The sequence below is a fragment of the Deltaproteobacteria bacterium genome, from assembly GCA_016235345.1.
In the GTDB taxonomy this organism is placed as follows: Bacteria; Desulfobacterota; Desulfobacteria; order Desulfobacterales; family Desulfatibacillaceae; genus JACRLG01.
In genome coordinates, this window is record JACRLG010000015.1 from 1 (window position 1) to 22156 (window position 22156).

Consider the following 22156-nt stretch of genomic DNA (forward strand, 5'->3'; position numbering starts at 1 on the left):
TCCCCAGCGTTGCCCTATCCTCCGAGCGGGTATTTGCCTTTTACTCAAAGGAGGTCAAAACCTCAACCTGGAAATGTCAACCGGCCAGCTTGAGGGTCGATGCAATTTTCAAATGTGCGAAAAATTCTTGACGCTACCTCCCGCATGGGCCACCCTGTTGTGCGATCGAAACGCCACCCTGTTGATTGATTTCGAGGCCTTGGCGGTATTGACAACCGTGTTCGTAAATATCCTCACGGGGGAAGGTCCATCCAAAAAATTTTCTGCCGGGAAAAGGGAATAGGGCGGATAAGGGATTTCATCGGCTCGCTTGAAACCTGAACCGGGTGGAAAAATTTTAGACAATACATAGCCAAATATGGGTGAATTTTACGCTTCGTGCAAGAACCACCCGATCAGACTGAATCAGCGTTGCTGGCCTTATCATTTTCAATGCATGCGTCAAGAAATAGTCGGCCGAAAGCAGATAATTCTAATATCGCATATTCTTCGTTGGAAATAGATTCCGGCTCATCAGCGTAATGGGAAGAGTATGCTGGTTGATATTCAGCATTACTGCCGGTAACAAGTGAAAAAATACGCAGGCGAACAAGGTTATCCAAATAAGCTTCAGCGCGATTTAGAAGTACTACATTTGCCTTCTCACACCATGCCTTAAACTTTAACTCTATAGATAGTATTGAACTTTCGCTTAAGAATGGCCATTGTTTGTCAATCGTATTTATATACTTGAGAACCTTTGCTTCATCTGGCGTTAATTGTTGGATTATCGATACAAACGATGGGTGGGCCGAAGTATTGTTCAAATCCATTGCCGATGATAGCAATGAAGCATACATCTCTCTAAGCTCTGGTTCATCCTTAACAAAAATCAATTGAAAAACCAGCGGGCCTGCAATAGATAAAGGAGGCTTAACGATATCCTTTGTTTTTCTATCAGCAAGGATACGCGTAACTCTGATAGAAAGCCATTCTTTGATTTGCTCATATCCCCATATTCCGGCTTCCAGAGGGGCAAGCGATATCTTCACTGCTTTTGCAATTGTGGCAAGACCGTCTCCAATTTGCCGTGCAGCAGGCTGTAACATATCTCGGTAGACCTCGGGGACCACTTCTCCGAGCCCAAGGGCTTTAACTGCATCTATTATTTGTTTGTCTTCTTCCATATCTTGTGCTCCGTCCAGTCCATTAAATCCATCAAAATTTTGCCACCCTAAACACATGCGGCCTGTTGCTTATGAAATCATCTTTACCGGTATGCTTTTACAAAGGGAATTCCTAAATCCTTGCATATCTTGCGTGCAAGGGTGTCGCTTATCTCCGTGTGCCGGGGGACGGAGGAGCGCCGGTTTTGCTCTGTGTTGCCCCACCATGAATGGCTCCCGCCTTCGCGGATGAGGACGCACCCAAACTGATGCAAATGTTTGATAAGCTCCGTTCTCTTCACAAGGTGACGATTTCTTCGGTATAGTCGGACGCCGCTGCAAAAATGGCCTCTTCCCGGTTCATTTCAATGGCTTCGGCAAGCGTGGCGCGAAGGCTTTCAAGAAGTTTTTCGCGCGTTTGTTCCTGGCAATTTACGCCGGGGACCTCCTCGATCCACCCGATCCACCAGTCGCCATCTTTCTTTGTTACCGCTGTGAATTTATTCGGCATGACGGATCACCTTGCTTTCGGAATTGCCTTCGTCCTTTTGTAACCCGGTATATCGAATTTTTGCAGATACTTATTTTATAGTATACTGCATTAAAAAATGGAACGCAACCGGCTTAGAGGATAAAACCCGGCGCGTTGGTCAGAAAGGGTCCTGGCCGGTTATGGCCTTCTTTATCAGAGCCTTGGCCGAAAAGGAGGCTAGGCCGCAGGCCCGGCCCTGTGAGCATAATCCATCCGACTGTAAATTAACCCTTCGGACCGAATCTGCAATTATTTCTTTATTCCCGGGGAAATTTTTGGTATGACCTTTCCCATGACCGGTAAACCGGTCAGTGAAACTCCATACCCGGCCTGAAATTTTCGTTTGGAGATTGAAAAGCCGGTTTTCAACCCCCAGTCCCGCTTTGCACCGAAGAACTTCCGATAAACGAACTTTCCGGGATGATCGAGGCGCCGTGAACAGGTTCCGGGTTCGCCTTTGCGGCCACAGCCCTTTTTATGGGCATAAGCGGCTCAGATGCGGCGTAGGCCCTTTTGGGCGTATCCACATGATTAAGAAGCCCCTTCGCCAAAATCAAACAGGTCTTTAAACTCATTTCGAGCGGAGAATCCCGCAAGGAGGGACGAATGATCAAAATTTCATAGAACAGATGCCCGCCCAAGCCGAAAAGACAATAAGGGGTCATGAATTCGGGTTTCTTTTCATTTTAAGGAGGAACAGATGCGAATTTCCGGCAGGACCTTTTCAGTCACCAGGGCAGTTTGCCTATTTTCATTCCTGGGCCTTTTCTTTTCTCCATCCTGGGCTCTGGCTTCAGCCACGGATATGATGGGGGCCGACAGGATGATCGCTGAAATAACCGAAGCCATGAGCACCCCGCCGGTGGTGGAGCAGGCCCTGGACCCAAGAATTGTGGAATACATCGCCCTGCAACATGACGTGGAGGAATTCAGGAAAACCGGCAAAAGCATGACGCCAGAACAAGCCGCCGAAACCTGGCTCTCTTTGATGGACAGGTATTTTGACGCCGAGCCCCTTCAGGGAGATGTCCTTGCGCTTTTTGTATCGAGGCTCCCCGAGAATTTCAAAATCATCGGCCTTAATTCCCTTTTTGAAGCCATGCCCGGCCCCGATTCATGGAGCCACTTGAAAAAGTTAGTGGAAAGCCGGGGCAAAAGCCCGAACAAATATAAGGATGTCGGATTGAGGATGCTCACGTGTTACCTTGCCGGAGACATTGAAGGTCTTAAAATGGCGGGCAGGGAATTCATCAAATCAGACCTTTCTTCCGGCAGCCAGGAAAAATTGCAGATAAAAATGGCGTTTGAAGAGCTTTTCGCGAGCGTTGCAGATTTGAGTCCGTCCCAGGTAATAAGCTCACTCGAAAGGATCATAAAACTCCAGAGGGCAAATGGTGCAAGCGACGAAACCCTTAATTTGCCCGATCTCTTGAGCCTCACCACGCGGGAAAAAGCGGCGTCAATCATCCGTGAAGCGTTAAAAATCAAAGGAGTCGTGATTGAAGTCAGCGAGGGCGAGGAGACCAGGAAACTCGCCGGAAAAATCGTTCTCGAGCAAATCAAGACCATTGACAGGCCCCAATGGGCTCTTGTCAAATCCATTGGCGATGTTCCCCTGTTTCTCGCCATGAAACAAAGGTTTCCCAGGCGTTCCGAAGCAAAGGAGCAGGAAATTGCAGTTGAGGGATCGCCCGAACTGGTCCGGGAAATGATGCGGAGTCATATCGGGCGCCAGGACGATTCCGATTATGACAACGCACAAAGCGTTTACATATCGAGCCTCATTATCGGGAACAAAATCCAGGAAGCGGTGAATTACACGGTTAAATTGCATGCCGACCGCCCTGATTCCCTCGAAAATATTTTGGATCGCAACATCGTCAGGCTTGTGGACTCGCCGGAAAAGCTATTTGGCTACTACGGAGCGCTGCTTAAGAAGCTCCCCACGGCCCCGGTGTGGGATTCATACCTTGACGCCGCATGCGTCATCGGAAAAGGCGATCAGGCCATAGCGGAGGCCGCCAAGACGCTGGCCGCTCCTTCACTCGATTTGCAAAAAAGGGTTATCATTGAAGAACAGCTCGCCTCCGCCTATCTAGCGATGGACCGGATCGAAGAAGGCATTTCCGTCATCCGGCAGATTCTGGGCCATGACGTATCAAGGGAGTCGCCCGATTCCGTCATGGAAATCGAGCGGCTGCGTTACAACCAGGCAGTCAAAATAAGGGAAATCGGCAAAGCCCTTGACGACCCTTCGCTGGTCCGGGAAGGCATTGAAGCCTTCGGCAGGATCGCGGCGAATCTGAAACAGGAAAGCTTTCTTTCTTTATTGGAAGGCGGTTTTGATTCGTCGGAATCGGTTGATTTTCTGATCGAATCAGGTGATTACGCCCAAGCGGAAAAGGTGCTTTTGACCAACATGCAAATCGTCGCCAGGCTGATCAAGGCGAACTCCAATGAATGCAACCTGGACAACGACTCCTTTTTTCCCGGCGTTCTTGCGAAATTGGCTGAAATATATGTAAAAACCGGGCGTTATCAGGACGTTTTGACGCTTCTTGAAAAGGCCCCCTGGTGGAACGCCGGGGATATTTCGGCGTATTTGGGCTCCGGCAACTGTGGCGGCGGGAGGCAGTTGCCTGTTTTCGCGGCCAAGGCCCTCCATGAACTGAATCGGGACGAGGAAGCCCAGGCAATCCTGAAATACCATATCCAGTTGAATCCCGAGGATGACGGGGCCTATTCGATTTTGGCCGATATCGGCGGAAAAGAACTGGTCCCGTGGCTGGACGCCCTTTACCAGCGTGACCAGTTTCAGGAAAGGCCCCTGATCTGGAAAGCGTTTGCCCTGAAAAAACAAGGCCTTCTCGAAGAAGCCGAACAGGCAGCCAGAAAATCTTTGGAAGTGGACCCCACGGACGGAGAACAGAAGGCAGGCCGCCGCATTTTCAGCTACGTTGTTTTGGCGGATATCCTGGATGCCCGGGGCAAAAAGGATGAAGCCGACTTTTTGCGCAAGGTGGTGGCGTCTGTCCGCCTTGCAGAAAAGGGGGATGAATTCAAGGAGGTTGGCCTTTACACCAGAAGCCTTGCTCAATACGAAAAAGCCGAAGCCATGTTTCCCGATGCATACTGCATTCAATGGCGCATCGCCGAACGCCTTTATTCGCTGGGTCGGCATGTTGAGGCCCGCAAGCATTACCTCAAGGCTTTTGAGAAGATGCCGGATCAATTCGGAAGGATGGCCAGCTTCTGTTTCGGCTGCGAGGGCGCGTTCGAGAAGAAGCAAAGCAGGGTGGCGGCGGAAGAGGTCCTGACGAGGCTGGAAAAAGCATCGACGCCCAAGCCCCAGGTATATTTCCTTCTGGGCCTTTTACGAAAGGAAGAGGGAAAGTACGCCCAGGCTTACTCCTATTTCAGGAAAGCCGGGGAAGCGGATAACCTCTACCTGGATGCCTGGAAAGAAATGTTCGAGATAAGAGACGAGGTTTTTCCCCCGCAAAAGGAAGTTGAGGCAATAGCTTTCAGGCTGATGGAGATGGACCCCGCCATGAACCATTCAGGCGCCGGAATTGACAGCGTGAGAGACGTTGCCAGACTGTGGAAGCTTTTGGAGCAAAATCAGAAATTCAGGATTCCCAAGCCGGATTCCCTGTTTCCCTTGACGGCCTCCAGGCAGAAGGCGGACAGGAAACAGTCGGACATCCGGCGGGTGATTCTTGAGGATGAAATGGGGTATTCCAACGACAGCGACGTCCCGTTACCCGGGGAAGCGGTTTTGCGTATAACGGCCATGCGGCATATTACCAATATAATGCGGATGGGCCACATGAACGCATTCTATTTTCACTGATTCAAATCAAGGGCCGGGGGAGGAAAAAATGTTTCCTCCCCTGGCCTCATCCCCCGATCGCGTGAAAAATCATGGCCGGGGTGAATGCCGGGATGGGCCCCTCAAATGGATTGAGCCTGACACACTTTCATTCAAAACGGGTCCTGGCCGGTGACGGCCTTTCTTACAAGGGCCTTGGTGGCAAGGGAGGCCATGCCCCAGGCGGCGTCGGCTTGGACGTGAAGCTCCACCGACGAGTCGAAAAGAATGGAAGCCCTTGCCGGAAACTCGTCGTCTCCCTCCCATAAAAGAAAGAAAAGCGGTATCTTGGGAAAGGGATTCAGGCGGAACGCGGCGTCGGCCATTGCCACGGCCTCGCCCCCAAGGCTTTCTGCGGCTTTTTTGAAACCTTCCATATCGTTTCCGAACCGGGCTGAAATCTTATCTGTGGGAAGCTCGTGCGGCCCCCGGAAAAAATGGCCCTCCTTAAGCTCGGTGGGCCCCACTATGCGCCCGGTCGGGCTGGCGGGGCCTGCGTGGAGAAGATATATCAGGGTCATGAGTTCCAGAAGCGGGTGTTCGGCCTTTTTCCAGAATCCTTCCGAGTAGCGCCTAAGGCACCTGTTTTCCAGGTCAATCAAAATCGTGTCGGAAAGAACGTCAACCAGGATTCCCTCGTATGGGTTGGTGCGCGATTTGGCGAAATGCCGCGTGGCTGCGTTTTCGCAGATGGCGTTGATCTTTCTTTCCTTCAATTCCTCCCAAAACTGGAGCGGCACCGAGATTTGGGACCCGCTGGGCGATGAGTCCAGGGGCTTTTCCCTGCGCCGCCTTCTCTGCATGGTGAGAAATCCCTGGGAAAAGGGATAGGGGCCGCTCTCGAAATTTTCACAGGGGAAGTATTCGCAGCCTGAAATGCAGTGGGCCACGCGGTTGGTGGCCGCGCATTCCAGTATGGGGCAGGCCGCGCCAAGTATACGGCGCTGGCCTTCCATCTTTAGCCTTGCCTCGTGGCTGGTTCCGGGGCCGCAGGACGAGCAGACCCCGGCGATGTTCAAGCCGCACACATCGCAATTTACACCGCAGGCTCCGGTAGGCATGGCGGGAATCCTTTCAGAAAGAAAGCAGGGAAGGGCAAAAAAAATCGGGTTGAGTCAGGTAACGGTAAGCCCCTCCCACCATTTAAACGGGTCTTGCTCAAGGGCAGCCTTGGCTATGGCGCGGGCGGATTCCGTTGCAAGGCTGTTTTTCGAGTTTTCCACCCACTCGGATGTGGGAAATCCGCAGGCCCCGTACTCCAGGGCCTGAAACAGGCAGTCCAGCCTGTCGGCATCGGCCACTATGGCGGCTTCGGGGCTTGTCTTTTCGTGAATTTCAGAGGCGGCGTCCTTCAAAAAGGCGTTCAACGGTGGCGGAAGGCTTTCCGCCTGCCCGTTTCCAGCCTTTTCGGCTCCGTCTTTTCCGTCAAGGTACTTCTGAGCCATCTTGTGAAGGTCGCCGGTGCGGGTTTCGGCCAAATCGTGAAAAACAGCAAGCGTAACCGCCCGGCCCACGTCAGCGCCTTCCAGTTTGGCCAGAAGGGCGGCCATCACCGCCACCCGGAAACTGTGGTCGGCCACGCTTTCGGGGTTTTTTATTCCCGCCACAAGCCAGCCCGAACGCGGAAGGTTTTTAAGATGTCCCGCCTCGTACAGGAAACGCGCGAGTTTGCCAGCCTCGTTTTCGGTCAAGTGAAAATTTCCTCTTCCGTTATTCCGAAAACAGCCAGGGTGTTTTGAAAAACGGTTTCCGCTATCGGTTCCAACTCGCAACCCAGAACTTCGGCAAGCCTTGAAAGAACGTCCGCCACAAAGGCCGGTTCGTTGCGCCGCACCTTGTTGCGCCTGGGCCAGGGGGTGAGATATGGCGCGTCGGTTTCCACCAAAATTCTGTTTCTGGGAATTTTTACGGCAAGCCGCCGCAGTTCCTCCCCCCGCTCCTTGTGTGTAAGCACCCCGGTTATTCCAATATAATAACCCATGTCGAGGTACTTGAAAAGCTCGCTTTCGGTGCCCGAAAAGCAGTGGACCACCCCTTTTCGGCTTACGGGATGAGCCGAAAGGATTTCAAGGAGCCGTCCTTGTGAATCCCTCTCGTGGAGAATCACGGGAAGACCCAGCTTTTCCGCCGTGTCGAGCTGGCGGGCGAACCATTTTTCCTGGTCGCCCTTTGGAGAGAACATGCGGTTGAAGTCGAGGCCGATCTCGCCCCAGGCTTTCACCTTGGGGTTCCGTGACAGGGCCACAAGCTCCGACATCCCCTCGTCCGTAAGGGACTTGGCGTCGTGGGGATGCACCCCGACTGACGCGAAAAGCCCGCTGTAACGTCCAAGCATGGCGACCGCCTTGCGGCAGGTGTCAACGGTGATCCCGGCGGCCAACACAGCCACCACGCCAGCCTCGCGGGCGTTGTCCATCACCTGGTCGCGGTCTTTATCGTAAGACGGGTCGTCAACGTGGCAGTGGCTGTCGAATATGCGAAGCGGCATATCCTATTTCGCCTCGCCGAAACCAAGATCGAAGGCCGCGTGGTTGGACGCCACGAACGCCTTTTTCGTCTCCGCCGCGATTGCTTTTCTTACCGCATCCGCCGACACGGGAATGGTTCCGGTTGCGATGAGCGCGCCTAAAAGCACCATGTTGACGGCAAGGGGGTTCTCCGCTTTTTTCGCCAGTTCCAGGGCGTCGAAGGCCACCACCTTTTTGGTTTTTTCCTTCAAAAGCGAGATGATGGTCTCGATTTCAGGGTAAACGCCCTTGCCGATTGCCGCCGTGAAGGGCGGAAGTTTGGCCGTGTTTGTTATGACCACCGTGTCCGGGTTGGCGCGGTTTACGGCCCGCAAAGTCTCGGCGGGCTCGAAGCCCAGGAGCACGTCCGCGCAGCCGTCCGAAATGATGGGGCTTGCGGCATCGCCGAAGATCATGGCGCTTTCCACCACTCCGCCACGCTGGGCCATGCCGTGGATTTCGCTCATGCGCACGGGTATGTTTTCGGAAAGCGCGGCCTCCCCCAGCACCCTCGCCGCCAGAAGGTTTCCCTGGCCACCCACGGCGACCATAATGAGTCTAACGGGTTTCATTTTTGATCCTTTTCCGGCGTCTTGCTAAAGCCGCCAAAATTGAATGTTGCATTCAAATTATATTGGATTCAGGAAACTTCGGAGCTTCCTGTTTTTTTAGGATCGGCAAAAGGCTGATCAAAAACGATGAAATGCAAGGAAGGCGAGCGGGCGGCGGCGGAGCGTGCTTTTCGCACGTGAGCACGCCGCCCGCGAAGCCTGACACAGCAGTTCGCGTTTTTGGACAGCCGCTAGCCCTTGAAAGGAACAATAGCGTTTTCCGGGCAGACCTGGGCGCACACGGCGCATCCCGTGCACTGCTCCGCATTGATTCTCACCTTTCCGGCCTCAACATACATGGCCGGGCACCCCAGTTTATCAACGCAGGTGCGGTGGTTCTTGCACTTATCGGTTACGGTGAAGGGGCCGCGCCTGGGGCGCTTGACGCTTCTTGCGTACAGGGGGCATATCTGGCGGCTTATGACCACCGAGATGCCGGGGGCGTCCAGGGCTTCCTTTATGGCCTCTATGCTTTTCTTCACCTTGTAGGGGTCGGTTACGACGACGGTTTGCACCCCAAGGCCTCGCACCACGTTTTCTATGGAGACCCGGTTGTAGCCTGAAAATCCCATTTCCACCATGTCCACGCCCGGATGGGGCTGGTGGCCGGTCATGGCGGTGGTGCCGTTGTCCACTATAACCAGGGTGAAGTTGTGGTTGTTGAAAACAGCGTTAACAAGCCCTGCGATGCCGGAATGGAAAAAGGTGGAATCGCCGATAAAGGCTATGGTCTTATCTTTGGTGAACTTTGAAAAACCCGCTGATGTGCCTGCTGACGAGCCCATGCAGATAAGGAAATCAGCAGCCGAAAGGGGTGGCAGCACGCCCAGGGTGTAGCAGCCGATGTCCGTGGGGAAGATGGTGGACCGGTCGCCTGCGGCCTGATGCACCTCGTAGAAGGTGGCCCGGTGGGGGCAGCCCGCGCAGAGGTTGGGCGGACGGGCCGGGATTTCCGGGATGCCAGCCTGGTCTATGCGTGCGGGCGGGGTGTCCGCCACGCCGAAGAACCTGGCCATCACGCCTCGCACCAGGGCCGGGTCGAACTCGCCCTCTCGCGAAAAAAGCCCCTCGGCCTTGCCTTTTATGGGGATGATTACGCCGTTTTCCTGGGCCACGGCCTTTATCATTTCCTCCATGAAGGGCTCGCCCTCTTCCGCCACAAGGATTTTTTCCTTGCCCTTAAGAAAGGCAGCGATTTTCCCCTTGGGCGCGGGGTTTGAAAAGCCCATGCGGAAGACGGAGACTTTTTCAGCTATTCCAAGCTCGGCTATGGCGTCCTTCACGTAGTTGTAGCTTACGCCGTTCACCACTATCCCCAAGGGGCCGCCGCCCTCGATGAAATTGGCGGGGCTGTCGTCGGCCAGTTTTTCGGCCTCGGCGAGACGCGCAAGCAGCCGGGTGTGGAGCCTTCGGGAAACTGCTGGAATGGCCACCATCATGAAGGGATTCTTGGTGAAGCTGCCCTTTATGTTGATCGGGCCTATTTCGCCAAGGGTGACTTGGGCGGTGGAGTGGTTCACGCGGGTCGTTGTGCGCAAAATTACCGGCACGCCAAGTTTTTCGGACATCTCCATGCCGGAAATCATCATGTCCTTGGCCTCCTGGGGAGTGGAGGGCTCAAGTATGGGAAGGCCCGCGAGCTTGCCGTAATAGCGGTTGTCCTGCTCGTTCTGGCTGGAGAACATGAAGGGGTCGTCGGCGGTGAGAATAACCAGCCCGGCCTTGACCCCGATGTAGGAGAGGGTCATGAGTACGTCGGCGGCCACGTTCATCCCCACGTGCTTCATCATGCAGAAGCTGCGGACCCCCGTATTGGCGGCGGCTGCGGCCACTTCCAGGGCCACCTTCTCGTTCACCGAGTACTCGAAGTAGAGGTCGGTCTCTTTGGAAACCTGGAAAAGAGAAAGGCTGATTTCCGAGGACGGCGTTCCGGGATAGGTGGTGGCGCAGGCCACCCCGGCTTCCAGGGCCCCGCGCGCGATGGCCTCGTTTCCGAGGTAGAAGACCTTTTTCCCTGGTGAATTTTCCAAGAGTTTATGCATGGCTTTTTCCCTTATTTTTTGTTACCGTTTATGCGAACCGATTGGCTTTTCGTTGATTTTTCATGGTGGTTTTCTTATACGACGGGGGCTTTGTCTGTAAAGAACAATCAGAAAATCAGCCCTTAAGCAAAAGGAATTCCCACATGCCCGGAAAACCGGTTCTGGTTCTGGCCACAAGAAACGCCGGAAAAATAAAGGAGTTGAGAAGGCTTCTGGAAAAGGTTCCCATAACCGTCAAGGGCCTTTCCGATTATCCGCCTTTTCCCGAACCCGTGGAAGACGGCGAAACCTTCCGCGAGAACGCCGTCAAAAAGGCCCTGGCCACCATGAGGCATCTTGGCGTCGCGTCGCTTGCCGACGATTCCGGCCTTTGCGTGGAGGCCCTTCTAGGCGCGCCCGGCGTTCTCTCGGCCCGTTACGGCGGGGAGGGCCTGACCGACGCAGATCGATGCGAGAGGCTTCTGGAGGCTCTGAAGGATGTGGCCGACAGAAGGGCGGCCTTCATGTGCGTGGCGGCCCTGGCCCTGCCGGACGGATCCGTGCATACTTGGGAGGGCAGGGTGGAAGGCCTTATCCTGGAATCGCCGGAGGGGGAAAACGGCTTCGGATACGACCCGGTTTTTTACTATCAGCCATTTGAACGTTCTTTCGCCCTGTTGAGCCGGGAGGAAAAAAACTCAGTCAGCCACCGGGGAAAAGCTATGGCTCTTTTTGCCGACGATATAAGCCAGTTGTTCGACCGGTTGCAGAAACCGGTCAACCCATAATGGAGAAAAAGCCATGTCAGAGTTGAAGCCCGTGGAAAAAGTGGAAATCATAACCCTTGCCGACAACTACGTCGACCTTGTTTCGATGGATAACAACGAACACGTCACCCGCGCCATGCCGGTGAAGGACATGGTGTTTTCAAACTCCATCCTTGCCGAGCACGGTTTTTCAGCCATGTTGCGCGTAACCGCCGATGGCGCGACGCACAGCATAATCATGGATTTCGGGCTTTCCCCGGACGCTTCGGCCAGGAACGCCGAAGCCATGGGGCTCGACCTGTCCCAGGCGGAAGCCGCAGTTCTCTCGCACGGGCACGTTGACCACTTCGGCGGCATGAAGGCCGTGGGCGCGTCCGTCGGGAAAAAGCTCGATCTTTACGTGCATCCGGCGGCCTTCAGGAAGGCCCGCTTCTTTGAGCCCTTTCCGGGGCTTAAAATCACCATGCCGGTGATTTCGGAAACCGACGTGAAAGAGGCCGGTTTTACCCCGGTAAAAACCGGAGAGCCGACCGTGCTTGCCGACGGCCAAATCCTCTTTCTGGGTGAAATAGAGAGGGTCACCGGGTTTGAAAAGGGCATGCCCAACGCCTTTTACACGGCGGACGACGGTGAATACCTCTGGGACCCCCTTGTGGACGACACCGCCCTTGCCGTGAACGTGGCGGGAAAGGGCCTCGTGGTGCTTTCAGGCTGCGCCCATTCGGGGATAGTGAACACGGTGAAGCATGCCATGAAGCTTAGCGGCGTTGACAAGGTTCACGCGGTTATCGGCGGGTTCCACCTATCCGGCTCCGCCTTTGCCCAAACCATTGATCCCACCGTGGCGGCCCTTGCGGGACTTTCTCCCGATTTCGTGGTCCCCACCCACTGCACCGGACGCAACGCGGGGCTTGCATTTGAAAGAAAATTCGGCGAAAAGTTTCTGGTCAACATGAGCGGCACAACGCTAACATTTACCTCATGACGGAAATTTTATGAGCCTTCAGCAGATGAACATCGGGTTCAGCCCGGTTGAGGACCGACTTATTTTGAGGATCACCGGAAAGACCGAAGATGGAAGCGCCGAGTACCGCTTCTGGCTCACCCGGCGGCTTGTGCGCCTTTTGTGGGACGGCCTTGAAAAGGTGCTGGAGGCCGACACCGCCACCGACCCAAGGGTGGACCCGGAAGCCCGCGAAATGGTGAAGCAGTGGAAGGAGGAAGAGGCCATCTCGAAGGCCGACTTCACCACTCCCTTCACGCCCGCCCCTATGGCCCTGCCTTTGGGTGAAGCGCCCATTCTGGTCTCGAAGATTCAGCTTAAAAGCATGGGGCCGGATCAGAAGGTGGTTGTTTTGAACAACGAGGCGGGTGTTGGGATCACGCTTGCTCTGAAACCCGAAATGATCCACTCCATAAGAAAGCTCATAGCCGACGCGGCCTTAAAGGCCGAGTGGGATTTGGATCTTTCCGTTCTGGCCGGGGCTGCGGCCCTTTCTGCGGATGGACATCGAATCATAAATTGAGAGGGAAGGCGGCTCCCCCCTCCCCCCGAACCGGCGGGGAGGGGGGAGTATGCATCAGAATTTCCAGGAAAGGCCGAAGTCGAAGCTCTGCTCGGTAAGGGTGGAGGCCAGGGTCACGGGCTGGCCGGTCATGTCCACGCCCTTTTCCGTCATGGTTTCCTCAAACCCGTGGGTGTAGGCAAGGTTTACGGTGAAGCGTTCCGTGAAGGCATAGCCCGCTCCAAAGGTGAGGTGGTGCTTGGTTATTGCAGGAAAGCCCACCAGCCGGAAGGTTTCGTAATAATAGGTGGGAACCTCTTTGCCCTGAATGAGCGTTGTCTGGCCGAAAACGCCGTTGAAATTTTCATGCTCCTCAAGGGGATTCTCGCTGTAGTTGTACCCAAGCCTCAGGGCCAGGGCCCTGGTGGGTTTCACCTGAAGCCCCAGGCCCAGAACGGTCTGATCGTTCCAGTCGAAATCCTCGTAGCCGTCAGCATTCGCCCAGTTTATCCACTTCACGTCCGCTTCCAGAAGAACCTTGTTCTCGAAAAGGCTGACAGCCGCTCCAAAGCCCGCCTGCTGTGGGGCCTGGAGTTTCAGGTCATCCCACTTTCCGTCCCCGTCGAAATCCGTAACGGCATCGTGGGTTACGGTCTGGGGCGTGGTGTAGGTGAGCCCGAAGCTCAGCTTGTCGGTGGGGCGAAAAATTGCGCCCAGTTGAGCGCCGAAGCCGTAGCCTGCAGCGCCTCCGCTTCCGAGGTCCAGGGTGGCGTAGTCCGCGTTAAGGGCAAGGCCAAGGGACCACTTGTCCGATACCTGGTAGGAGATCGCCGGGGCGAACTTCATTATCTGAAGCTCGGTGTAAGTGGCCGCCACAAGGGGAGCGCCGGGCATGAGGGTTGCGCTTTCCAGGTCGGTCTTCTTGTAGTTGACTCCAAGGCCGGACACCCCGTAGGCCGCAAGGCCGAAACGCCATTCAGGCGCATTCTTGGAAAGAGGCACCGAAAGCCCTATGGCGGGTATCGCGTATACGGAGTCATCGCTTTCCGAGCGGATCACCTGTCCGGGGCGGGTGATTTCCGTCGAGACTTCCGGCATGAAAAGGGTTGCGGCAAAGTCCATTCCGGTTGAGGGGCACCAGTCTCCGAAGCACATGGCGGCGGGGTTCGAGAATACCGCGCTTATGGCGTCCTGGGGGTCGGCTATGCCCACGCCTCCCATGGAACGGGCGATGGGGCCGATGGCCATCAGGTTGTCGCCGTTGGTGGCGAATGCGGGCGAGGCAAGGGTTAAGGCCGCGCAAAGGGCCAGCAGGGTGTAACGGGTTCCTCTTTTCATTTCTCCTCCTATTATTCGTTAAGCCGCTTTAGAGGGCGGCGAATTTTCGGACGACGCGGATCAGGGGGCACCCACAAGGGCGTCGGCCACCATGGACGTAAGAAACTTCACGTCAACGTTCATCTGGTAGTGTTCGTTAAGATCGGAAAGCTGGGTGTGGCAGTTTTCGCAGGCGGTCACCAGAATCTTCGCCTTGCTCTCTTTAACCTGGTCAGCCTTGACCCTTGCTGATTTCATTCGGAAATCAAGGGTCTCCTCGCCCAGGGCCACGAGTCCGCCGCCGCCGCCGCAGCACCAGTTCATAACCGGGTCCGGGGACATTTCCGCGAAATTATCCGTAAGCGCACAGATAATTTCGCGTGGCTCGTTGAAAACCCCGCCGTTTCTGGCTATCTGGCATGGGTCGTGATAGGTGGCCAGTTCCGGGAAAAGGCCCTTCCTGACCTTTATACGGCCCTCCCTGATGTAGCGGGCGTGGACCTCGGTTATGGAGCTCACCTTGAAAGGCTCGCCCTTGGTCATCTGCTTCATCACCCGAAAAGCCGTGCCGCATTCGCAGATAACCACTTCCTTTACTTTAAGCCTCTTGGCCTCGTTTACGATGCGGTCCAGAATCTGCCTGGTTTTTATGGGATCGCCCACGAAAGCGCCGAAATTCACGGCCTCGAAAAAGGAGAGGGTCCAGTTTTCCTTGGCCGCGTTGAAAACCGCCGCTGTGGGAACGATGGAATGGGCTCCTGCAAGCGCCACGTAGAGGAGGTCTGAGCCAACCTTATCAACCGGAATGGGAATCTGACCGGCCTCGCCCCTCCATTTTTCAAGGACTTCGGCCTCCAGTTCCTTCACGCTTTCAAGAAAGCCTTCCCGGAAAATATCCAGGGACTCGCCCTTCATCACCGAGGTGTCGGCCAGCATGGTAAGTATTTCCGGCTCGGCGTGCGCCCCGACAAGAAGGAGTTTTGCGATGGACATAAGAAGCTGGGTGTCTATGCCGAACGGGCAGAAGACCATGCAGCGGCGGCAACCGGTGCAGGAGTAGGCGGCCTCGTAGAGTTCCTGCAAGGCCATCTCGTTTAGGTCTTTCGATTCGCCCAGGCTCTTCCAGAACCGGCCCTTTACGGTGAAAAATTTTTTGTAGATGCGACGCACGATTTCGGCCCGGTAAGCCGCGATGTATTTCGCCTGGGGCATGGAAGCGTAAACGTGGCAGGCGGAAACGCAGACTCCGCAGCGGGAACAGGTGTTAAGGTACAGCTTGGCTGCGCGGGCAAGTTTGGACTCGAAAAGTTTTAACAGCTCGTCGCGGGTGGTGTCGTCCATTTGTTATCCCCTCCTCAGCCTGTTCACGGGCAGGGCCAGAAAAGCATGCATTATCTTGGAAAAAGGCAGGACCATAAGAAAGAGGTTTGCGAAGAACACGTGAAGCACCAGCATGAAGCGATGTCCGGTGACCGTGACCTCGTAGGGGAGTTCGGGCTTTAGGGTCACGACGCTCCAAAGGTACTGGCGGTAGTGGTCAACGTTAAGCTCGCCGTAGCCGTACCAGTTTCGGGCCCAGTCCATTTCCGCTCCGAAGATCACCGTGAGGAAAAGAAGGATGAGAAGGTAGTAGTCCTCAGGCACCGAAAGGTCGCGCACAGGGGAGGCGAAACGGCGGAAAAGGAAATAGAGCAGGCAGATGGCCAGAATAAGGCCCACGAATCCGTTTCCGAGAAAAATCTGGTGGGGTACGATCTGAATGAGGGGAATGTCTGCGACAAGCTCAAGATGCCCGACCAGAAGCAGAAGAAGGCAGACGTGAAAGGCCATGAGGAACACCCATAGAACCTTGGCGTGCCTCCTTACCTGGGGCATGAGAAAGGTGTCGTAAAGGGCCCCGGCGATTCTGAACCGGCTTAAAGGGTAGATGGGTGCAACGGGCTCCTGCTTTGTCCGCAGGAGAAGCGCGAGTTGCACGGCCACGCCCAGCACCAGAACGGCGAAGGCCGCGTAAACCATTGGGATCAGGATGAAATAGGAAATCTTATCCACAGGGCGGCTCCTTTCCGGCTTGGGGCCGTCCTTGCGAACGGCCCGGCCCGATTTTCAAGAATCACTTGTTCCTCTTGATCCAGAACCGGGTGATCTTGCCGTCCTGCTCGGCTTTCAAAATCTCGTTGCCGGAGGATTTGGCCCAGGCGGGAAAATCCGCCCGCGCGCCGGGATCGGAGGTGACCGCCTCAACCACCTGTCCAACCGCCACTTCCTTTATGCCCTTGCTGATTTTCACCACCGGCATGGGGCAGGGAAGGCCCTTCAGGTCCATCACCTTGTCGGCTTTCATTTCTTCGCTCATGACGTTCTCCTTATTTATTTGCGGTTTTGGATGTCTTCCGAACAGAACCTTCGGCTCCGTTACTTTTTAAATGAAAAGCTGAATACGGCTGTTTCCCGCCTCGGCCAGAAAGGTGGCCACGCCGCAGGCGGTAAGGTCCGGGTAATCGATCATCTCCTTCATTGAAAAGCCCATGAGGTCCATGCTCATTTCGCAAAGGTAGATTTTTACCCCAAGGTCGCCCGCCATTTCGATCATCTGAGGCAGGGACGCCACGTTCTTCTTGGTCATCAGGGACTTCATCATGGCCGTGCCCATGCCGCCCATGTTCATTTTGGAAAGCTTCACCTTTTCCGCGCCCTTGGGGAGCATGGCCCCGAACATGGTTCCCATCATGTCCTTTTGGCCCGGCTGCTTTTTGGGATCCCTGAGGGCAGGTGTGGCCCAGAAGGTGAAGAACATGACGACTTCCATGCCCATGGCAACCGCCCCGGTTCCTATGATGAAAGCGGCCAGCAGCTTGTCCAGGTCGCCCGAAAACACCACCATCGAGAGCTTGTTTTCGGTGACCTTGCCCTTTACCTCATCGAGTTGTTCGGAAAATTCCGCGAACTTTTTCTGAAGCTCGTCCGGGTTGGCCTGATTTTCTTCCATGACTTCCTCCATTTGGTTATTAGTGTTAACGATTACGGCAAAAAAAAGGCCGGTGATGCCAGCCCTTGTTTTTCAGCGCAGGGTGGCCTTCACCGACTCCATGGCGTTTCTCAGCTTTTCGAGCTGGCTCAGCATTTCGTGGCGTTCGTCCGGGTTTATCCTGTAAAGGACCCGTCCGTGGATTTCCCTGTGAAACTCCCCGATCTCGTTCATTTTTTCCGACCCCTTCTGGGTTAGGCCGATCAGGGTGACGCGGGCGTCGCCGGGGTCGGGGAGCCTTTTCACCATGCCTTTTTCTTCCAGGTGGTCTATGATCTTGGTGATCCGGCTCTTGGCCACGTCCATCTTTTCGGCAAGGGTCTTGACCGTAAGGTAGCGCTCACCCAGAAAGAGGGCCAGACAGCGGGCCTCGGCCCAGGGGAGCCCGAAGCGGTCGTGCTCGTAGATTCTGCGGTCTTCGCAGCACCTCACCATTTCGGTAATGAGGGCCTGGAGCTTGGCCACCTGGTACTGATCGGGCGTTACGCCCCTTATTTCGGCGATTTCGTTCATAGTGTTAACAAAATATCGCAGGAAATTTTTCCTGTCAAGGGGTTTTTTGAGGTTTTTCAAAGAATCCCTAAAAACCGGCATCCTGTCAAAATCGGGTTTTTTCTTGGCAACGCAGGCATGTAATGCTAAAAGCCAATGACAATGAGGAATTTTTAGTGGAAAATGCGGAGCGCCAACCGGCCCCGCAGAACTCCTTCATACAGCAAAATGGAGGTCGCCATGCCCACCCCCGAAGCAAAATCGGCCAGAAGCATTTCGGTTATACTGGATTCCATCGCCGGAATCGGCCTTTTCGAGAGCCTTTCCGACGAAGACCTGAAGGTCGTGGCCGCCCACATGCATTTTCTGGAGGTGGGGGAAGGGGAGATGGTTTTCGAGGAAGGCGAAAAGGGCAACTACATGTGCTTCGTGGTGGACGGCGAACTTTCGGTGATAAAGGACGCCGCAAGCGGTGAGCGCGCCATAATAACCAGGCTCTCGCGGGGCGATTCCCTGGGGGAGATGGCGGTGATAGACAATTTTCCGCGCTCGGCCACGGTGATCGCCACTTCGCCCGCAACTCTTCTCACGCTTTCAAGCCCGGACTTCCATCATCTTTTGACCGGGCACTCCCATATAGGAATCACAATACTAAAGGGAATTGCAAGGCTTCTGTCCATCAACCTCAGAAAGACATCCATTCAGCTTGCGGATACCATGATGCCTTTGCTTTAAAAGCCGCCTGCCTGCCTAAAAAACAATGACACCCTGCAACCGGCAATATTCCGCCTGCTGCAGGGTGTTTGTGTTTGAACCCCTGAAATCAGCCCCTGATTCGCAGAAGGGATTTTTCCACGGCCATCACGGTTTTTTCCACGTCCTCTTTGGTGTGGGCGGCTGAAACAAACCATGCCTCGAACTGGGAGGGCGGAAGATATATCCCCTCAAGGGCCATTTCCCGGAAAAACCTGCCGAAAAGGGCCGTGTCGCTCTTTTTGGCATCAATGTAATTTTTGACCGGCCCTTCGGTGAAAAATAGCGTCAACACCGAGCCTGCCCGGTTGATACAGGCATTTATCCCGGACATTTCAACTGCCCTTTTAAGGCCCTCCTCAAGAAGAGCGCCTGTTTCCTCGATTTTTGCGTAAACCGCGCCGCCATCCTTCATCAACTCTTTTATGGCTGCGATTCCGGCGGCCATTGCCACGGGGTTTCCCGAAAGGGTCCCGGCCTGATACACGGGGCCTTCGGGGGCGATTTTTTCCATAACATCCCGCCGTCCGCCGTAGGCCCCAACAGGAAGCCCGCCGCCGATGATTTTTCCAAGGCAGGTGAGATCGGGCCTTATGCCGAAAAGCCCCTGAGCCCCGGAAATTCCCGCGCGAAAGCCTGAAATCACCTCGTCGAAAACCAGGATGCTTCCGAACTTGTCGCAAAGGGAACGCAGATGGGCGAGCCAGCCCGGTTCCGGGAGCACCACCCCCATGTTTCCGGCTATGGGCTCCACCAGTATGGCGGCCACCTTTTCGCCCACGCGGTTCATGGCCTCTGTCACGGCGTCCAAATCGTTGTAGGGAAGGCTTAGGGTCAGACCCGCGATGGCCGCAGGAACGCCCGGGCTGTCGGGAATCCCAAGGGTCGCCAGGCCCGAACCCGCCGCAACCAGGAGGCCATCCGAATGGCCGTGGTAGCAGCCGTCAAATTTGATTATGAAATCCCGGCCCGTGAAACCGCGCGCAAGGCGCACAGCGCTCATCACGGCCTCGGTGCCGGAGTTCACCATGCGCACCATCTCCATTGAAGGCACAGCCTTTGCGATGAGTTCGGCCATGACGATTTCGCGCTCGGTGGGGGCTCCGAAGGATGTGCCGTCCCGAAGGGCCTCCAAGATGGCCTCGTTCACCGCAAGGGGCGCGTGGCCAAGGATCAGCGGGCCCCACGAGCACACGTAGTCTATGAACTCGTTGCCGTCAGCGTCTATTACCTTCGAGCCCTTGCCCCTTGCCAGAAAACGGGGAAGGCCGCCCACGGATTTCGCGGCCCGCACCGGGCTGTTGACGCCTCCTGGAATAAGGCGGCCCGCCTGCTCGAAAAGGGCCTGGGAGCGGCTCGTGTTCATGCGTGTTTCTCCTTGTGAAATTTTTCGGAAATTGGGAAAATCGGCTCGAAATTGATAATTAGCAACGAAAGCTCTGGCGGTCAAGATTTTCACCAATACCTGACCCATGAAAGACAGGGGGGGCTATGCAGGGAGCGCTGGAATTGAAGAGGCTTCTGAAATTCCTTCTCTACGTTCTTGGGGAGCGGCCCGACGAATTCGGGCTCATGCCGGATGACCGGGGATGGGTTGATTTCAAGGACCTTTTCGCGGCGCTTTCCCAGGAGGATGGATTGAAGGGAGTGCGGGAGCGCGACCTTCAGGCGGCTTCCGTTGCTTCGGAAAAAATGGAAATCGAAATTGACGGCGCGCGCGTCCGGGCCGCCGTCCGGCGGTTTTCCCCTCCGTCGCCCGAAGTTGATCCTCCGAAGCTCCTTTATCTTTGCGTGCGGGAAAAGGGCTATCCTGTGGCCGTGGACGAAGGGATCAAGCCGGGGCGCGGGCCCTATCTTTTGCTTTCACCCGAAAAGGAGAAGGCCCTTTTATGGGGAAAGCGCCGGGGGGCTGAGGTGCTTCTTACCGTCAACACGAAAATGGCCGGGGAAAGGGGCGCGTCCTTCCTGCGTTTCGGGGAAAATCTGTATCTTGCCGCTTTCATCACCCAAGGCTCGTTCACCGGCCCAAGCCTTCAGAAGATGGTCGAAAAAAAGGAGAAAAAGCCGGAAAAGAAAAAACCCGCGCCGACGGAACCGCCGCTTTGGGGCAGCTTCCATCCTGACCTGACGGGCGACAGGCGGGAAAAATCCGGCAACAGGGGACGAAAAAAGAGGACCTGGAAGGACGGGTGAGGAAAGGCTTCTTAATCAGCCGCTGCGTCGATACGTAAGCCGGTCAAATTCACCCGTAGGTTTTAAAATCAGGATTGCATAAGCATGTCGCAGACGCGGCACGCCATTGCCTGAGCGCGGTGGGCGCTGATGCAGGGCTCGGCGTAGACAAAGCTCTGGTGAAGGCGGCCCTGCCATGAATTTATGGCGGAGCCGAAAAGGGCGGTTCCCGAAAAGGCTATGGCGAAGAAGAGGTCCGTGAGTTCAAAGGACGAAAAGCCCTTGTCGGCTTCTATCCGCCCGATGTTGCTCACCACCGAAACATGGGGGCGGGTCATCTGGCCCTGCTTCAGAAGGCTTACCGAGCCTTCGTAAGTGTTGGGCGTAATGCGTTTCGTGGCCTTGATCAGGCGGGCCAGCAAGGGAAATCGCTCGAAGTGGCTGCCCCTGTCGAGTTCTCCGGATATCCCCTCCTGAACCTGCCGGGCAAGCTCCCACAGGCCGGTTTCCGGCGATACCCTGTGAAACGATTCCACGGTTGAGATAAAGACGTTCATGGCCTTTCCCGGAACCGGGGGGGACATCCTGTTCCTTAAGTCAACCAGGGACAGGTGCCCGATTCCCCTGGCCAAGCCGTCAGTAAATTCGCCTGAAATCGCCTTCAACTGGGCCGCGCAAAGCACGGCGTTGAGCGATGTGTTTTCGGATTTCGCCCTTTCAATCAGGGCGCCCACGGCGTCTTTTTCCATGATCGTGAATATGAAGCGCTCCCTTCGCTCATGCGGAGGGGCCGGAACGTCAACCGGAAGGGTCGCGTATTTCCTCAGGACGTTTTTATTCAGATTCATCCGGGCCATCCAGCCCATTGCCCTCAGGAATCCGCCCGCCCCCGTGTTTTCCCTGGGAAAGAGTTTTTCCGCAGGGCCGAAGTCGGCGACGCTGGAAACGGACGGCCTTTTGTTGAGCATTATGGATTCAGCCGCCTCCAGAAAGCGGAGAACCATTCGGGAGCCGGATATGCCGTCCGCTACGGAATGATGAAAGGTGAAGACAAGGTTCTGGACGCCTCCGCATGTTACGGATTTCACCCTGAAAAGCGGGCCGGTTTCGGTATCGAAGCGAAGGTGGTGTTCATCCTCGACCGAGGATGTGAAGTCTTCCTCCGCGACGTTCGATTCGGTCACCGACACGTGGCCCGTGGCTTTTACGAAAACCGCGCCGTGCTCGTCACTGGGCAGAATGGCGGCATCAAGGAGCGGGCTCGCCTTGCGCACCACATCCGCTGCGGCCTTCAATACCTGGAAGGGAATCCGTCCGCCTATTTTGGCCACGAAAACGAAATTGGCCCTGGCCGCCATGTCCATGAGCCAATAGACGTATTCCATTCCTCCCAAGGGCCTGATCACGGCTTTTTCATCTGAGGGCATGGGGCGGC

22 protein-coding genes are annotated in these 22156 nt (G+C 55.5%); 6 read left to right on the forward strand and 16 right to left on the reverse strand.

What is annotated here, in order from left to right; all coding sequences use genetic code 11:
- Positions 1-395 precede the first annotated feature (395 nt).
- The 3 genes from HZB23_07315 to HZB23_07325 form a co-directional block, all read right to left on the reverse strand.
- Positions 396-1166: a DUF4393 domain-containing protein gene (locus tag HZB23_07315; GenBank protein ID MBI5844459.1), complete on the reverse strand. Its 771-nt coding sequence runs from the start codon at positions 1164-1166 to the stop codon at positions 396-398.
- Positions 1167-1249: 83 nt separating this feature from the next.
- On the reverse strand, positions 1250-1447 hold the full coding sequence (locus HZB23_07320; protein MBI5844460.1) for a type II toxin-antitoxin system HicA family toxin: 198 nt from the start codon (positions 1445-1447) through the stop codon (positions 1250-1252).
- Positions 1444-1656 (reverse strand): type II toxin-antitoxin system HicB family antitoxin, encoded by a 213-nt coding sequence (locus HZB23_07325; GenBank protein MBI5844461.1) that lies wholly within the window; start codon positions 1654-1656, stop codon positions 1444-1446. The genes HZB23_07320 and HZB23_07325 overlap by 4 nt, the downstream gene beginning before the upstream one ends.
- Positions 1657-2377: 721 nt before the next feature.
- On the opposite strand from HZB23_07325, the gene HZB23_07330 reads away from it, so the two are divergent.
- Positions 2378-5530, forward strand: a complete 3153-nt coding sequence (locus HZB23_07330; protein ID MBI5844462.1) for a hypothetical protein — start codon at positions 2378-2380, stop codon at positions 5528-5530.
- A 131-nt stretch (positions 5531-5661) separates the two neighbouring features.
- Here the strand turns inward: HZB23_07330 and HZB23_07335 are convergent, their stop codons facing one another.
- From HZB23_07335 to iorA, 5 genes are all read right to left on the reverse strand, one after another.
- Complete coding sequence (locus HZB23_07335; protein MBI5844463.1) at positions 5662-6609, reverse strand: DUF3786 domain-containing protein; 948 nt, start codon at positions 6607-6609, stop codon at positions 5662-5664.
- A gap of 54 nt (positions 6610-6663) precedes the next feature.
- On the reverse strand, positions 6664-7239 hold the full coding sequence (locus tag HZB23_07340) for an HD family hydrolase (protein ID MBI5844464.1): 576 nt from the start codon (positions 7237-7239) through the stop codon (positions 6664-6666).
- On the reverse strand, positions 7236-8036 hold the full coding sequence (locus HZB23_07345; protein MBI5844465.1) for a TatD family hydrolase: 801 nt from the start codon (positions 8034-8036) through the stop codon (positions 7236-7238). Before HZB23_07345 ends, HZB23_07340 begins: the two co-directional genes overlap by 4 nt.
- Positions 8037-8039: 3 nt before the next feature.
- Positions 8040-8627 carry an indolepyruvate oxidoreductase subunit beta gene (locus HZB23_07350; protein MBI5844466.1) on the reverse strand — a complete coding sequence of 196 codons (588 nt, stop codon included), beginning with the start codon at positions 8625-8627 and terminating at the stop codon, positions 8040-8042.
- A gap of 230 nt (positions 8628-8857) precedes the next feature.
- Complete coding sequence (gene iorA, locus HZB23_07355; GenBank protein MBI5844467.1) at positions 8858-10708, reverse strand: indolepyruvate ferredoxin oxidoreductase subunit alpha; 1851 nt, start codon at positions 10706-10708, stop codon at positions 8858-8860.
- A gap of 143 nt (positions 10709-10851) precedes the next feature.
- On the opposite strand from iorA, the gene HZB23_07360 reads away from it, so the two are divergent.
- The 3 genes from HZB23_07360 to HZB23_07370 are packed head-to-tail and all read left to right on the forward strand — an operon-like array spanning position 10852 to position 12980.
- Positions 10852-11475: an XTP/dITP diphosphatase gene (locus tag HZB23_07360; protein ID MBI5844468.1), complete on the forward strand. Its 624-nt coding sequence runs from the start codon at positions 10852-10854 to the stop codon at positions 11473-11475.
- A gap of 13 nt (positions 11476-11488) precedes the next feature.
- Positions 11489-12439, forward strand: coding sequence for an MBL fold metallo-hydrolase (locus tag HZB23_07365; GenBank protein ID MBI5844469.1), 951 nt, complete (start codon positions 11489-11491; stop codon positions 12437-12439).
- A gap of 10 nt (positions 12440-12449) precedes the next feature.
- Positions 12450-12980, forward strand: coding sequence for a hypothetical protein (locus HZB23_07370; GenBank protein ID MBI5844470.1), 531 nt, complete (start codon positions 12450-12452; stop codon positions 12978-12980).
- A 54-nt stretch (positions 12981-13034) separates the two neighbouring features.
- Here HZB23_07370 and HZB23_07375 read toward each other — a convergent pair whose 3' ends face one another.
- From HZB23_07375 to HZB23_07400, 6 genes are all read right to left on the reverse strand, one after another.
- Positions 13035-14297, reverse strand: a complete 1263-nt coding sequence (locus HZB23_07375; GenBank protein ID MBI5844471.1) for an outer membrane protein transport protein — start codon at positions 14295-14297, stop codon at positions 13035-13037.
- Positions 14298-14357: 60 nt separating this feature from the next.
- The gene (locus tag HZB23_07380; protein ID MBI5844472.1) at positions 14358-15617 is read right to left on the reverse strand and encodes a (Fe-S)-binding protein; all 1260 of its coding nucleotides are present in this window, start codon (positions 15615-15617) and stop codon (positions 14358-14360) included.
- 3 nt (positions 15618-15620) lie between these two features.
- Positions 15621-16328 (reverse strand): respiratory nitrate reductase subunit gamma, encoded by a 708-nt coding sequence (locus HZB23_07385; GenBank protein ID MBI5844473.1) that lies wholly within the window; start codon positions 16326-16328, stop codon positions 15621-15623.
- 61 nt (positions 16329-16389) lie between these two features.
- Entirely contained in the window at positions 16390-16620 is a 231-nt protein-coding gene (locus HZB23_07390; protein ID MBI5844474.1) for a sulfurtransferase TusA family protein, read from the reverse strand.
- Between the two features lie 78 nt (positions 16621-16698).
- A complete protein-coding gene (locus HZB23_07395; protein ID MBI5844475.1) occupies positions 16699-17277 on the reverse strand; it encodes a DsrE/DsrF/DrsH-like family protein in 579 nt (192 codons plus the stop codon).
- A 60-nt stretch (positions 17278-17337) separates the two neighbouring features.
- Positions 17338-17817 carry a MarR family transcriptional regulator gene (locus HZB23_07400; protein ID MBI5844476.1) on the reverse strand — a complete coding sequence of 160 codons (480 nt, stop codon included), beginning with the start codon at positions 17815-17817 and terminating at the stop codon, positions 17338-17340.
- Between the two features lie 219 nt (positions 17818-18036).
- On the opposite strand from HZB23_07400, the gene HZB23_07405 reads away from it, so the two are divergent.
- The gene (locus HZB23_07405) at positions 18037-18531 is read left to right on the forward strand and encodes a cyclic nucleotide-binding domain-containing protein (GenBank protein MBI5844477.1); all 495 of its coding nucleotides are present in this window, start codon (positions 18037-18039) and stop codon (positions 18529-18531) included.
- Between the two features lie 88 nt (positions 18532-18619).
- Here the strand turns inward: HZB23_07405 and hemL are convergent, their stop codons facing one another.
- A complete protein-coding gene (gene hemL, locus HZB23_07410) occupies positions 18620-19915 on the reverse strand; it encodes a glutamate-1-semialdehyde 2,1-aminomutase (protein MBI5844478.1) in 1296 nt (431 codons plus the stop codon).
- Between the two features lie 125 nt (positions 19916-20040).
- Between hemL and HZB23_07415 the strand changes: the two genes are divergently transcribed.
- Entirely contained in the window at positions 20041-20742 is a 702-nt protein-coding gene (locus tag HZB23_07415; protein MBI5844479.1) for a hypothetical protein, read from the forward strand.
- 68 nt (positions 20743-20810) lie between these two features.
- Here the strand turns inward: HZB23_07415 and HZB23_07420 are convergent, their stop codons facing one another.
- Complete coding sequence (locus HZB23_07420) at positions 20811-22148, reverse strand: hypothetical protein (GenBank protein MBI5844480.1); 1338 nt, start codon at positions 22146-22148, stop codon at positions 20811-20813.
- Between the last annotated feature and the right edge of the window lie 8 nt (positions 22149-22156).